The following is a 12176-nucleotide window of genomic DNA, read 5'->3' as shown; positions in this document are numbered from 1 at the left end:
CCACTGTTCTTTTAAAATCTTCATTGTATCTCTTGTTCGTTTTTTTGTGTTCCATCCGGACTCATCTCCTCTTGTTTTCATTGTAAGGACTTAACTAAGAGGTGTCCATGAAACTATACTAACTCCAGTATTATCATGTTTATGTTTAAAACTAATGTTTTCGATTCTACTTAAAATGAATTGAAAATATTGTACAATCTTTTTGATGAAAAAGTTACTTGGAAATAGTATTAAAGGTCTTTTTAAAAGAGAAGTCTATCATTTATCTCTGAGGTGACATAATGATTATAAAATTTCGAGTACTAGGAAGTAAAAGAAAGTCCTTATCTTACTGATAGGCAGTTTTTTTATAAGAGGATTCATGGAACGACTGATGGGGAATATAGTACTCTTTATGGTGTTTATTTTTCATATAACAATAATGTTGAATGGATTGGGACTTTGAAGATGGGAGAGAAGTAGAAATGGTTGTATATGATTCCTGTGTATAAAGTCGGCGGAGAGAGATTGAATTTTTACCAAAAGTTTATAGGGTTCCCGTAGCAGAGTTTCTAGCTGAACAAGCATGAATGTAAAACGTTTTTCTCAGATAAGAGAGGTTTCCTGTCCACTTGACAATGGAATATTCTGTTATATTTAACAATCGATCAGTATCAGTGCAGTATCATTTTTCGACTTGAAAAGGTCTTATTACATAATTGTTACTAGTGGTTGTAAATAGCTCTGGTTACCGTACTAAGATTAATATCAAGATAATCTGCTAGTTCTCTTTGAGGCGGAAGTTTGGTATTAGGTGAGAGATAGCCATTGAGAATATCATATTCTAATAAACTTGCAATGGATCGATATATGGGAGAAACAAGCTGCTTCTTATCTGGTTTCCATGTCATTGGGTAATTTTCAAATGAATTTACAGGCATATTAAACCTCCTGATAATTGTCTTGCATACAATTCTATCATTGGAAGCATACAATTGCGATGATAAAGTAATTTGTAAGTTTTAGATAAAAACAAGGAGGTTATTAGTAATGAAATATTACGTGGTAAACGCGTTTGCTGAAAAATTGTTTGAAGGAAATCCTGCGGGTGTCTGTATTATGGAGGAATGGCTGCCAGATAACACTATGCAGAAGATCGCTACTGAAAACAACCTTTCTGAAACAGCATTTGCTGTCAAAGAGGGAGATATAGACAATTATCGTTTAAGATGGTTTACACCAGGAGGGGAAATTGATCTTTGTGGAAATGCTACTCTGGCAACTGCATATGTAATCACTAACTATTATGAAAAAGAACTAGAAAAAATCAGATTTCAAACAATGAGCGGAGAATTGGTTGTTTTGAAAAATTGCAATATTTATGAATTGGATTTTCCGAGTATTGAAGTTGAGGAATATATGCTGACAGAACAGATGGTGGAAGCACTTGGTGTAAAGCCTATTGAAACATATATAGGGAGAGATTTGGTGTTTGTACTCGAAAATGAAGAAGCACTGCTTAATTTATCCCCTGATTTTGCCAAATTAGCACAATTTCCAGAAGGACTTGCAGTTTTTGTGACTGCAAAAGGAAAAGCGGTTGATTTTGTATCCAGAGCTTTTTGGCCAAAGTTACAGGTAAACGAAGATCCAGTTTGTGGCTCAGCGCATTGTAGTTTAACTCCTTTTTGGGCAAAACGACTAGGAAAAAACGAAATGATTGCTAGACAGCTTTCTAAACGTGGTGGAACACTATACTGTAAATTTATCGGGGAAAGAGTAAAAATTAGTGGTTCTGCTGTTTTATATTCTATCGCTGACCTTCAGATAAATTGTTAAGGATTGAGAAAGTATTGTGGAAATAGAACGAAAAATTAAATAATTAGGTATTACACTTGCCTCTTAGTTGTTGTATTACGTGTTTGGTATCTTAGGTCAGCATGCTCGTACAGCTGTTGGTGTCAATCAGATTTCGATGGATATTACAGTCGAAATTGACTTGTAACGAAATTCATCTTTCCAGAGCTAGCCGAGTTTTGTTTACAGGATATCTTACTTCACGTCAGTATGACTACATATTAACAATTAGCTGGTGGAAAGAAACGAAAGAGGGCAGAGGTTTATAAAATCAGCTTAGGGATGGATAGATAAATTTGATTCAACGTTTAAACAGATTCAAGTGAAAGAATGATGAGGATTTTTGATGGATACCTGTTGAGAATGTGGTAAATATAGAAGCGTAAGCAGTGCTCCTGTGGGGCAGGGATACAGCAAACACCCCACCATTGATTGTTACATTTGGCATCAATAGCCTAGCGCTTGGCGTTTGTTTTCGCAACCTTCTGCTTTGGATTTAATTTCAAAACGGGCAAAGGAATTAGTCCAAAAAACTCGCGAAAAAATCTCCACCCTGTGCCCTTCATTTCGATTTTCGTACCTTCATAAAAAGCGCCCGTTAAATTGAAAAATTAAGACTTCGATTGAGTTTCCCATTCTTTGAAGTAATTCATTAGTTCTTGATGATATGCTCTATTTGTATTCATGATTTCGCAACCTCTATCGTCATAAAGATGGAAAATACAATTTGTATTGATGTTTACTAAGAATACATCAGGCTCATAAAAACTACCTTTTTTTCTTAAACGAGGCTGTAATTCATAAAAATCTTTATGTATCAATGTTTTTAATAACCACTCTAATTTTAAGTCAGATACTTTACAAAACAATTCCATCTGCTGCACAAACTCATTATCTTCATCATCCTGCCAATAATATTCATGAAGACGTAATGAATATTTTAGCTTTTGATTTTTTACATAACGTTTAAAAAAGTTTGGATATGCTGTTTTTTTTGTTTCATTCGGATATGAGTTCACAACAACAATGACATCATCCTTTTGTTGAAATAGCAAGGAAGTAATTTCAGAAACTTGCTCATACACCCTATAAAACATATCCATATTAAGTTGACCATTGCGATCTAATTGATATATATGATCGCCTAATTCAACATGGATTCCTAGTCCCCAAAGATGATAAAAATCAGGCATTAACTTTAAATTATGATAATGCTCTTCCATAAATTTTTTTAATTCCATATATACCACCTTACTTATTGATTGCTTCCCTTTTCTTAAAGATCCGTTACTTGAACTACTCCCACTTACTTCGTGGAAGTGGGAGATTCCTAAGTACGGAAACCTATTGATTTCTAATTGATTAGGCTATCCCCGTAGTCCCTACGGTTAGAAGTCGTATCGCTTTATTTCTTAGGTTTAAACCTGCATAAAGCTCTCTGGCGTGATGTGTACCACAAGATGGGCAATTCCAATCACGAAGGTTGAGATTCTTAACGTCTTTGTTTTGGTAGCCATAGCAGGAGCATAATTGAGAACTTGCAAAAGTTTTTACTAATTCTTTTTTCAATTGAGTCAACCCGACAGAGCACGTATTGTATGTAATGCTTTCTCTCCAAAATCCTTTCTTACTAACAAGACTCTTCCTTTAAAAATCAATTCTAACTTATCGGTTTCTCCAAATTCTGTCAAGAAAAAATCCGTGTGATCTTACAATCTGAGTTATTCTTTGATGAGATTTCAGATGCATATGTAACAACATCAAATTCTTTTTCAAAACATTTATCGTTCGGTAAAGCAAAGACTTCGGTTCATTAAATTCATTATCATATAGGGGTAGCATCAGGAAATTGCCGTTATCTTAACTTTTATGTGACAATCACTGTTTAATCAATGGCTCACATTGTTTAAATGTATTCAAAGTAGTTTTAAGCTTGTTTTGTTCGCTGATAATAAAGTATTGGACTGACCTCAAAAACAAACATAGCGACAAGCCATGGACCATAAAAATAAAGTCCTAGACTGCAACTGTTTTATTAAGCTGACGTTTACCGTTAGTTTAATAAAAGTCAGCAAACAAAAAGAATCAATTTTGAAAAAAGATTGAACAAAATTGATTCTACAATATCGGATGGAAATGTAATATAAGAAGTTTGATCATTAGATGGGTTTTGTTGAACTACAATTGTGGTGCTTCCATACCAAATTTTGCCCATTCCTCTTTTGAAGGACCATAAATTCCTGGAACAGTTAATCCTGCCTGTCGCATAAGAACCGTCATTTGTCCTCGATGGTGGCTTTGATGTTGAATCAAAAACATTAATAGTGAACCATTTGGCATCTGTTGACCTATAAATTCGATGCGTTCTTGTAGTGTATGGTCAGTCCATTCTTTTTTTAATGCCTGTACAAAAGCATTACTAGCTTGATGATAACTGTCTGCTATAAACTGAGCCGTAGTAGGAACGGGATAATCTTCGGCTGGGGCATCAAACGTTAAGTTTGTATTTGAAGTAATAATGCGAATGGCAGCAACGGTATGCCAGGCAATACGTCCTAAAGTCCAACTTTGTGAAGTTATTTCCTGTTTAAGTGATTCATCAGTTAGATTACGCAGTAGTTTCTGTGTAGCAGAAGCTTCGAACTCCCAAGATTTTAAAAAATGGTCTAAGGTATGGAACATAAAAAATCCCCCTAAAAATGTCTGTTTAATTTTTTTTAATAACGTTACAAGATAGATTTGAATTTTTAACAGATTAATTGAAATATTCTATAATATCTACACTAAATCCTTCTTACGCTAATCTCTCCTGCCCGTCAGCGTATTACCCCATCGTCAGGCTTCTGAAGTTCGGTAGGAAACTACCACAGCGCGACGGACTTCGGAAGCCGAAAGGTGGGCAAAACCAACTATATGTTAAAGGGGTGCTGTGATATGGGTGAGGAGCAAGTGAATAGTTCAAATGGTTTGAGTTTCAAAGTGAATCTAGATGTGGTAGAAGGATTGAAAAGCGTAGAGGAGATAAGACGTTTAGCGGAAGCAACTACTATATTGTTGTATACCGTTTGAACGAACTTACAAGCGAGTAACGGGATTAGTCGAATCAGATTTGAGCTTGTCTTTAACTAAGGAATTGCGGGATGAAGTAGCAAGGCGTCCTGTAGGCAAGGAACCCATTTATATTCGTTCGCCACAGGCTACTGCAAGCTAATCGTTGATCATTATGGGATAGGGCAAGCAGAGACTATAGAGGTACTGGGCCAGCACATATTTTGATTAATCAGGACAGGTAGTATTTTTTAGCTTTATTAGATGGTCCTGTGATTGGGAAGAAGGAGTGGGGCAAAATGAAATGAACAATGTTCTGATTGGAGATGGTGAACGTGGGAAACGGGGCGATCCACTTAATGCTACTGATCTTTGCAAAATAGGTGGCTATTCAAAATTACAAGGATACTGTCTAATCCAATCGCTCTTAGACAAGAGAGCATTAGGCTTTTTAGCGTTGTCCGGCGAGGAAAAAGTGTATGTGGTCAACCCTGACTACTACACAAACGGCAGAGAGGTGTTGCCTGAGATTCACCGGTATTTTGAAAATGGAGATAACAAAAAAACGGATATTCCCCCGATAGATCAAAAATTCCTAAATCCTATGGGGGAGTATGGCGGAAGGCTGTTTTCTCTTTCCTATAGACAGGAATAAATAGCTTTTTAAAAAAATTCAGAAATAACTCTAGCCCATGTGGCTCTATGCGCCAACCTTGTTTTTGGGGTGTCAATATTCTTAATTCTTAATACTAACACCAGAGAGCAAAAACACGTCATTAGACCAATAAAAACGCAACAAAATAAATGTTTGTAATAATTGGAAGGAAATACCGTATAACTCTAGAATAAGTCCCTTATGTAAAATATTTTAATAGTGTTAGGAGGATTTGAAATTTTTAAAGGTAATTCTATTTTCCTTTCAGTCATCTTGTCGCTATCGATTTTATCTTCTTCTCTAGTATTAGGTCCAGCATCAATTTCGGCAGCAGATCATGGAGGTATCCCAATCAATATTAATAAGGAGCAAAAAGGTGTTCTTCCTGCAATCTGGATAATTGCTGGGCTTTTAACAGCAGGAGCCACTACTTTTACGATCTACACAGTCCACGAAAGAAATTATGATATGGCTGAACGACGCGCTCAAGATTGTAAAGATGCAGGGGGAGTTGCAGACGTAAAAAATACTTTTCCTGGTATTGGATATGATGTCAAATGCAAAATTCCACAATAATTAGTAAGAGGAAAAAAATGTTCTACCCCCTGTTGATTATAATCTTAGTAATTGGTTGCTTTGTTTTCTTAAGCCTTCTTCATGATAGAAACTACAGATTTGCAGAAGTGCAATCACAGGATTGTAAAGAAGCTGGAGGCATTCCAGAAGTAAGAAATACCTGGGGTGGATTAGGATTTGTAATTACATGTAAAACAAAAGACTTAACATAGGAACTCAACACATTCATAGATCGGCGGAATGTTTCCATAGTTTGAAATGAGAAAAAGAGAAACCAATTTGTTCCTCATATATAACCGAGGTTGGTAGAAAGATTTACGGCATAAAAAAAGCCTTACCAGTTCTGGACAAGCTCCCTCAAGAAACAATACGATCAAGAGCGTGGTTCTTCCAAAAGTCGGGGCTATGATGACAAGTGGAGAAAGGCAAGGGAGTTATTTCTAGCACAGAATCCATTGTGCGTCCACTGTACAAGTAATAATCGGTTAACGGTAGCTAACGAAGCTCTGGCTCATGCTAGGGCTTTTTGTTTTAGAAGTAAATAGGCGACATCTTTACCAATTAGACAAACTCCTACTCTTTTTATTTCGCATATGTTGGAATGGATAAATTTCTTCATGCCTGTGATGAAGGAGAGTAGATATGTATCAATTTGCATCCAATCCAAATCAATTGAACATTGATGGAATCTACAAAACAAATGGGGGAACCACTCTAAAATTTAACACTTATATATACACAAATGTACTACCGCATCAGTATAGAGTTAATGGTTCAGTGTGGTTCAGGCATCAAGATCCTAACAAAGAAGAACCGATAATTTACATTACCGGAGAGTGGTTACAAGCCGGACCATTATTAGCATATTTACGGCGCGGCATTTGGTACTTTAGAGGTAGTCATGTTAATCCAGGCGCTGAAGCAGATTTTTATTTTGATGAGCATGAGAAAAAGGTTAAGGTTGAGGTAAGATTGTTTCGTCATCCACAAGGAGAAAAACAATATACATGGAGAGCAACAAAGATTCGATAGTGTGAGATAAAAAGGTAAACGATTCGATCCACTCAAAGTGATGTATCATGTGTACATGATCAAGCAATGAGTGGCTTTTTGATTAGGTTTTTGAGTGAAAAGGGGCGTAGCTCCCTGTTACGTACCGAACTAAAAATTGAGAAATTAAAAGATAAAAAACACAAAACAGTGGGATTCCATACATCGAGAAGACAGCCCATCCAGCTTTAGCTATGGCAACAAAAATGACCAAGGATCTCGGCCAATATCTCATGACACCAAAAGCCCCTAAGGATAACGGGACACAGGTTCAGGTGAATATAGGTATTTCGGCTGAAGCTGTCAACGCTCTCTTTGCTTACGTTTTGCTGAAAAGGACGACAGTTCGTGAGTAAGAAGAATAACGGGCCTACTATTATCACCTCTAAAAGGTTGATACAGAGGCTTTACAATCTGTGCTGGCCACCGAAAGCGGGTATCTGGAACTGTTAAGCGATCCGGCCATCGAGTTTGATGATTACCAGCGTGACTTCCTAGAGTAAACTGATCGTATCCAAATCTACTTAAAGGGTAGACAGTTAGGGTTTTCATTTGTATCAGCAGCTCGTGCTCTGGCAAAATCACAAAACCTTGACGTGTATACTTGCATCATAGTGGCGTCATATAAACAAGACGACTCCAAGGAAAAGATCAGGTATGCCAAAAAAATATATGACTCACAACCAGACAACTACAAGTAGCGTAAAATGGTTGACAATACTACTTCGCTAGAGTTTGTAAGTCTAGTAGGCAGTCAACAGGTATACGTATCATTGCACAAGGAAAAGGGCTCATTCGGGGTAAGAGATCTAATAATGTTCTTGATATCATTCTGGATGAATTTGCTTTCTTTGGTAGTTAGGACAGCACCGTCACCGTATACACGTTAGCGTTCCCTGTTCTTACAAGGGTAAAACATGGGTCTCTAACGATCATTAGCACCTCGCTAGGGAAGGTAGGAAAGTTTTACTAAATGGCTCCGAGAAGCGTACAGAGTTTTGAAGCCAGATAGACATATTTATGTATTTATTGATTGGAGCATGTATTTGCTCCTTTATTTGTGGATGCAGCGCGTCGGATTTACGATAAAGAATTGTCTGGTCTGGAACAAAGTACACATGGGCATGGGCTGGCAATATCGCTATCACCCCCATCTTTATTTCTGAATATGTTATCCCATGGAGGTGATGTAAATGAGTAGAGACAAATCGAAAGATAAATATAAGAATGATAATTCAAAGGAAACTATCTCTAAGGAAGAGCATAAACAGGCTTACGCTGATCTGAATGATTTAAATGAAGCAGCAAGCGCGTTTTTTCGAATCCCTGTTTTTTTCAGCCACCAAAACCTGTTTACTCTCGGACCAGCGCAACCCCCATTATCACAGGAGCAACAATTCATCATTCGGATGTTTAAGGAAATCAAGAAGGTGCTTCTTTTTCCTAGAACGTTACCTAATACTGACCAGTACCCTAATACTACCTTAGAAAATATCCGCACCATGATCAACTCAAGTTACGGTACTATAGCGGCCCTATTGAAGCCAACAAAGCCAACAAATCAAGGTGAACCCTATTCTCCCTTCTTACAGATTGAACCTTCCATGGCATTCCAATATGGACTCCCTTTGCTCCTCGTTAAACAAGATACGGTTTCAGCAGGAGGGATTTGGGGTGATGCGGGGCCGCTCTTTCCCTTCACGCCACTGATCTGGCACTCTTCTACTGGTGTAACCGTGAATGATTTTTTTGAGAGTGTCCAGTGGAAGGAAGCATTGCATAATTGGGCAGGGCAAGTGAGAAGCGGTTACTTTATTCAAACATGCCCTGAATTTAAATATACTTGCAATGACTAAACCTTAAGCATTACAGGGGATCATAGATTGGCAGTTACATTGCCTTTCAATCGTCCCATTTAGTTTTTTCTTAAACAAAACCCCTTACACCATCCATTTTCTTTTACCATCAGAATTAGTTGTGGAGAAATATCATTTTTTTATTTTTGGAAAATAGTTACCACATAAGCTGTCGAACCGTCTAAACAAAAAAACTCCCGTCATGTTGGAAGGGTTTTGACACCGAAGCATCTTTCTTTAATTTTTCCGTACTAACAGTGAACAGCACTCCACATGCCCGGTAGAAGGACAAAAAATGATTCATCCCATCGAAAAGCCAGTTAAACTTATAGAGAGCATTATTCTGAACAGTAGTCAGGAAGGCGAAACGTTAGCGGATTTCTTTTTAGGATCTGGCCCAACAGTAGAAGCGGCGAACAAGCTTGGCCGTAAAATAACAGGAATTGAAATAGATGAAGTGTATTTTAAATTAGCGAAACAAAGATAATGCGAAAGCCTTCCAACGGTCTAATTTCCGTCAGAGGGCTATTTTGATATAAATGGATCATTTTTTATCTTTTGAGACGAAGCACAAGATACTAATAAATATAGAAGATTTATTTTGAGATATTTATGTCAAATGCTATTATGTTATGCAAATTGTTATGTTTGGTTTACCATATCCCTCATATGATATTGGAGTCAAGTATCTAATACAATTGCGGTTAAACAATGCCTGAACACTAATTTTATTTTTAGATAAAAGAATATTAACCCCTTCTTCTTTGGAACACGGAAAGACCATTTGCCCATGTTTCATATAAAGTAACTAGTGACTGCGTTGGATTATTGAACGATTTAATCGTAACATATATTTTGACGAAAAAAACATTGGGAAAGAAAATCGAGACCATTAGAACCTTTATTATATGAATCATTTCATAACTCGTAGCCTCAGAGCCACAAGGGTTTTCAGGAGTTCTAAAAAGTAGTACCTCCCCAAGTTTCACTTACAAACATGTGTTAAAACCTGATAATCCCTGTAAAAACATAGCTTTTGATGAGCCGATTCGGTCTCTAAAGGAATATGACCAGTCAAAAGTGTTGAGGTATGCCCGGACTTGCTATGACCACATAGAGGGAGAGGTGGGTGTTGGATTGACTGATCGGCTGCTTGAGTTGGGAATGATTGAACGATCCGGTCGAGATTTTGTCGTTAGCAAACACGGTTATGACCACTTTAAGCACTTCGGTATCAATGGAGATAACGTACAAAAAGGGCGACGCCATTTTGCTAGGCAATGTCTGGATTGGAGTGAGGGATTTCTGGTGGATGCTGTTGTGGATGTAACTAGTGTAAGAAAAAGTGATTAGGGTGTAGTTTTATAAAAAAGATTGATCAGTTAAAACAAAGTTCGATTATTCAAAATAAAGATGATAATTTGCAATAAAATTTGATTAAAAACTTATTTTTGCAGAATTTTTTTCCTTTAACTAATAGGCAGGTTAGTTTTACAATAATTCTCAAATTACACTTTACATACACTCACTTTTATGTTAGGTTACTCTATAATAAATTTGACAAAGGGAGGTGCAAGCAATGTTAACTGTTTTTAGAATTCTGTTTGGTAAAAATGTAAAAATTGGTAATGATTTAGTAGACAAAGGGAGTAGTCTGTCCTTTTTTATGCTATACAACCATACAAAAACAGTTATCGGAGCTTTACCTCTATGGCAAATAAATTACAAAGCAATGACTTAGAGTCCTTGTTTATTTATTTGTGCATATTTTAATTAAAGTTCAGCACCGATAACTCTATCGGTGCTTTTTTGGCGTTTACTTTTAACGTAAGGGATAGACAACTCCTTTCTATTTACTCCTATAAAACTAGAGAGTCTTATGGAAGGAAGAGGAAGATGCAATTAAAACTAAACAATAAGTATAGTAGAATAAAAGAATTCTTAAGGGAACATAATTACCCTAGTTTTAGAATGAAACAAATATTGAATGCCATTTTTAAAGAAAGAATAATTAAATTCAACGAAATTCATGTACTTCCAAAATCGTTAAGAGAAATTTTAGGTAAGGAATTTGGAGAGTCTATTTTAGATGTTGTTCCTTTAAAGGAACAACATTCTGAGCAAGTCACTAAAGTCTTATTTGAAATTCCAGGAAATGAAAAAATAGAAACGGTAAATATGAAATATAAAGCAGGGTGGGAATCATTTTGTATATCTTCTCAGTGCGGATGTAATTTTGGGTGTAAATTTTGTGCAACAGGTGACATTGGATTAAAAAGAAATTTGACCTCAGATGAAATAACTGACCAAATCCTCCATTTTTACTTACAAGGTCACTCAATTGATAGTATTTCTTTTATGGGAATGGGAGAAGCGTTAGCCAATGTACAAGTTTTTGATGCCTTAGATGTACTCATTGATCCTACGATGTTTGCTTTAAGCCCTCGTAGGATATCTATTTCAACTATTGGTATTATACCGAGTATAAAAAAAATGACTCTGAATTATCCGCAAGTCAATTTGACGTTTTCGTTACATTCTCCTTTTAATGAACAACGAAGTAAGTTGATGCCGATTAATGATAGGTATCCATTATTAGATGTAATGGACACATTAGATGAGCATATACGAATAACATCAAGAAAAGTATATATTGCTTATATTATGTTACCTGGTGTGAATGATTCTATTGACCATGCTAAAGAAGTAGTAAGTCTATTAAAAGGTCGATATAAAGAAGGACGTTTATATCATGTAAATTTAATCAGATATAACCCAACCGTCAGTTCTCCTTTAAGGTTCGGTGAAGTTGATGAAGGTCATGTTGTTCATTTTTACAAAAAATTAAAATCATCAGGTATTAATGTGACCATTAGAAGTCAATTTGGAATTGATATAGATGCTGCTTGTGGTCAATTGTATGGAAATTATCAAAAGAGCAACAAGCAGTAATTTGAGGTGAAGATGATGCTGAATTGTATTTCATAAAAAAATTTGTTACTATATAAATACAATTATGAGAGGACTGATGGATGGACAATGATTAACTAATCTATATTTTTATTTGAAATGAATAACTTCAAACTACAAAATATAGGGTTAGTCTATCCATTTTTATAAATCAGTTTACACTTTATTTGTCATGATTCCAATGG

At 36.2% G+C, this 12176-nt stretch carries 14 protein-coding genes and 3 pseudogenes; 13 read left to right on the top strand and 4 right to left on the bottom strand.

Annotated elements, in window-relative coordinates:
* Positions 1-506 precede the first annotated feature (506 nt).
* Entirely contained in the window at positions 507-569 is a 63-nt protein-coding gene (locus O0550_RS07125) for a hypothetical protein (RefSeq protein WP_396125743.1), read from the top strand.
* Between the two features lie 150 nt (positions 570-719).
* Here the strand turns inward: O0550_RS07125 and O0550_RS07120 are convergent.
* A pseudogene (locus tag O0550_RS07120) lies at positions 720-920 on the bottom strand (GntR family transcriptional regulator); the annotation flags it as partial.
* Positions 921-1029: 109 nt separating this feature from the next.
* Between O0550_RS07120 and O0550_RS07115 the strand changes: the two are divergent.
* Positions 1030-1818 (top strand): PhzF family phenazine biosynthesis protein, encoded by a 789-nt coding sequence (locus O0550_RS07115; RefSeq protein WP_258425929.1) that lies wholly within the window; start codon positions 1030-1032, stop codon positions 1816-1818.
* Positions 1819-1992: 174 nt separating this feature from the next.
* A pseudogene (locus O0550_RS24640) lies at positions 1993-2183 on the top strand (hypothetical protein).
* A 264-nt stretch (positions 2184-2447) separates the two neighbouring features.
* Here O0550_RS24640 and O0550_RS07110 read toward each other — a convergent pair.
* The 3 genes and pseudogenes from O0550_RS07110 to O0550_RS07100 form a co-directional block, all read right to left on the bottom strand.
* The gene (locus tag O0550_RS07110) at positions 2448-3077 is read right to left on the bottom strand and encodes a DUF3885 domain-containing protein (protein WP_003344302.1); all 630 of its coding nucleotides are present in this window, start codon (positions 3075-3077) and stop codon (positions 2448-2450) included.
* A 121-nt stretch (positions 3078-3198) separates the two neighbouring features.
* Positions 3199-3387 (bottom strand): annotated as a pseudogene (locus O0550_RS07105) (zinc ribbon domain-containing protein); the annotation flags it as partial.
* Between the two features lie 627 nt (positions 3388-4014).
* Positions 4015-4518, bottom strand: coding sequence for a DinB family protein (locus tag O0550_RS07100; RefSeq protein ID WP_258425928.1), 504 nt, complete (start codon positions 4516-4518; stop codon positions 4015-4017).
* A 252-nt stretch (positions 4519-4770) separates the two neighbouring features.
* Between O0550_RS07100 and O0550_RS07095 the strand changes: the two genes are divergently transcribed.
* The 10 genes from O0550_RS07095 to O0550_RS07050 all read left to right on the top strand — a co-directional run bounded on the left by O0550_RS07095 (position 4771) and on the right by O0550_RS07050 (position 11973).
* Positions 4771-4905, top strand: a complete 135-nt coding sequence (locus tag O0550_RS07095) for a hypothetical protein (protein ID WP_258425927.1) — start codon at positions 4771-4773, stop codon at positions 4903-4905.
* A gap of 268 nt (positions 4906-5173) precedes the next feature.
* Positions 5174-5539, top strand: coding sequence for a hypothetical protein (locus O0550_RS07090; protein WP_258425926.1), 366 nt, complete (start codon positions 5174-5176; stop codon positions 5537-5539).
* Positions 5540-5758: 219 nt separating this feature from the next.
* Positions 5759-6115, top strand: coding sequence for a hypothetical protein (locus O0550_RS07085; protein WP_258425925.1), 357 nt, complete (start codon positions 5759-5761; stop codon positions 6113-6115).
* 642 nt (positions 6116-6757) lie between these two features.
* Positions 6758-7147, top strand: coding sequence for a hypothetical protein (locus O0550_RS07080; RefSeq protein WP_258425924.1), 390 nt, complete (start codon positions 6758-6760; stop codon positions 7145-7147).
* A gap of 1016 nt (positions 7148-8163) precedes the next feature.
* Positions 8164-8331: a site-specific DNA-methyltransferase gene (locus O0550_RS07075; protein ID WP_258425923.1), complete on the top strand. Its 168-nt coding sequence runs from the start codon at positions 8164-8166 to the stop codon at positions 8329-8331.
* Positions 8332-8358: 27 nt separating this feature from the next.
* Positions 8359-9021: a hypothetical protein gene (locus O0550_RS07070; RefSeq protein WP_003344322.1), complete on the top strand. Its 663-nt coding sequence runs from the start codon at positions 8359-8361 to the stop codon at positions 9019-9021.
* 295 nt (positions 9022-9316) lie between these two features.
* Positions 9317-9508: a DNA methyltransferase gene (locus O0550_RS07065; protein ID WP_346659908.1), complete on the top strand. Its 192-nt coding sequence runs from the start codon at positions 9317-9319 to the stop codon at positions 9506-9508.
* Between the two features lie 650 nt (positions 9509-10158).
* Positions 10159-10374: a hypothetical protein gene (locus O0550_RS07060; protein WP_258425922.1), complete on the top strand. Its 216-nt coding sequence runs from the start codon at positions 10159-10161 to the stop codon at positions 10372-10374.
* A 226-nt stretch (positions 10375-10600) separates the two neighbouring features.
* Positions 10601-10762: a hypothetical protein gene (locus tag O0550_RS07055; protein ID WP_258425921.1), complete on the top strand. Its 162-nt coding sequence runs from the start codon at positions 10601-10603 to the stop codon at positions 10760-10762.
* A 155-nt stretch (positions 10763-10917) separates the two neighbouring features.
* The gene (locus O0550_RS07050) at positions 10918-11973 is read left to right on the top strand and encodes a Cfr family 23S rRNA (adenine(2503)-C(8))-methyltransferase (RefSeq protein WP_258425920.1); all 1056 of its coding nucleotides are present in this window, start codon (positions 10918-10920) and stop codon (positions 11971-11973) included.
* Positions 11974-12176: the final 203 nt, after the last annotated feature.

This window comes from Brevibacillus halotolerans (assembly GCF_026891775.1).
Lineage (GTDB): Bacteria > Bacillota > Bacilli > Brevibacillales > Brevibacillaceae > Brevibacillus_B > Brevibacillus_B halotolerans.
This window is presented reverse-complemented; position numbering and strand designations above follow the sequence as displayed.

Excerpts from the sequence above, each read along its gene's own strand:
- O0550_RS07055 (WP_258425921.1), top strand. The coding sequence starts at position 10,601 with ATGTTAACTGTTTTTAGAATTCTGTTTGGTAAAAATGTAAAAATTGGT.
- O0550_RS07065 (WP_346659908.1), top strand. The coding sequence starts at position 9,317 with ATGATTCATCCCATCGAAAAGCCAGTTAAACTTATAGAGAGCATTATT.
- O0550_RS07080 (WP_258425924.1), top strand. The coding sequence starts at position 6,758 with ATGTATCAATTTGCATCCAATCCAAATCAATTGAACATTGATGGAATC.
- O0550_RS07115 (WP_258425929.1), top strand. The coding sequence starts at position 1,030 with ATGAAATATTACGTGGTAAACGCGTTTGCTGAAAAATTGTTTGAAGGA.
- O0550_RS07100 (WP_258425928.1), bottom strand. The coding sequence starts at position 4,518 with ATGTTCCATACCTTAGACCATTTTTTAAAATCTTGGGAGTTCGAAGCT.
- O0550_RS07050 (WP_258425920.1), top strand. The coding sequence starts at position 10,918 with ATGCAATTAAAACTAAACAATAAGTATAGTAGAATAAAAGAATTCTTA.
- O0550_RS07070 (WP_003344322.1), top strand. The coding sequence starts at position 8,359 with ATGAGTAGAGACAAATCGAAAGATAAATATAAGAATGATAATTCAAAG.
- O0550_RS07095 (WP_258425927.1), top strand. The coding sequence starts at position 4,771 with ATGGGTGAGGAGCAAGTGAATAGTTCAAATGGTTTGAGTTTCAAAGTG.
- O0550_RS07110 (WP_003344302.1), bottom strand. The coding sequence starts at position 3,077 with ATGGAATTAAAAAAATTTATGGAAGAGCATTATCATAATTTAAAGTTA.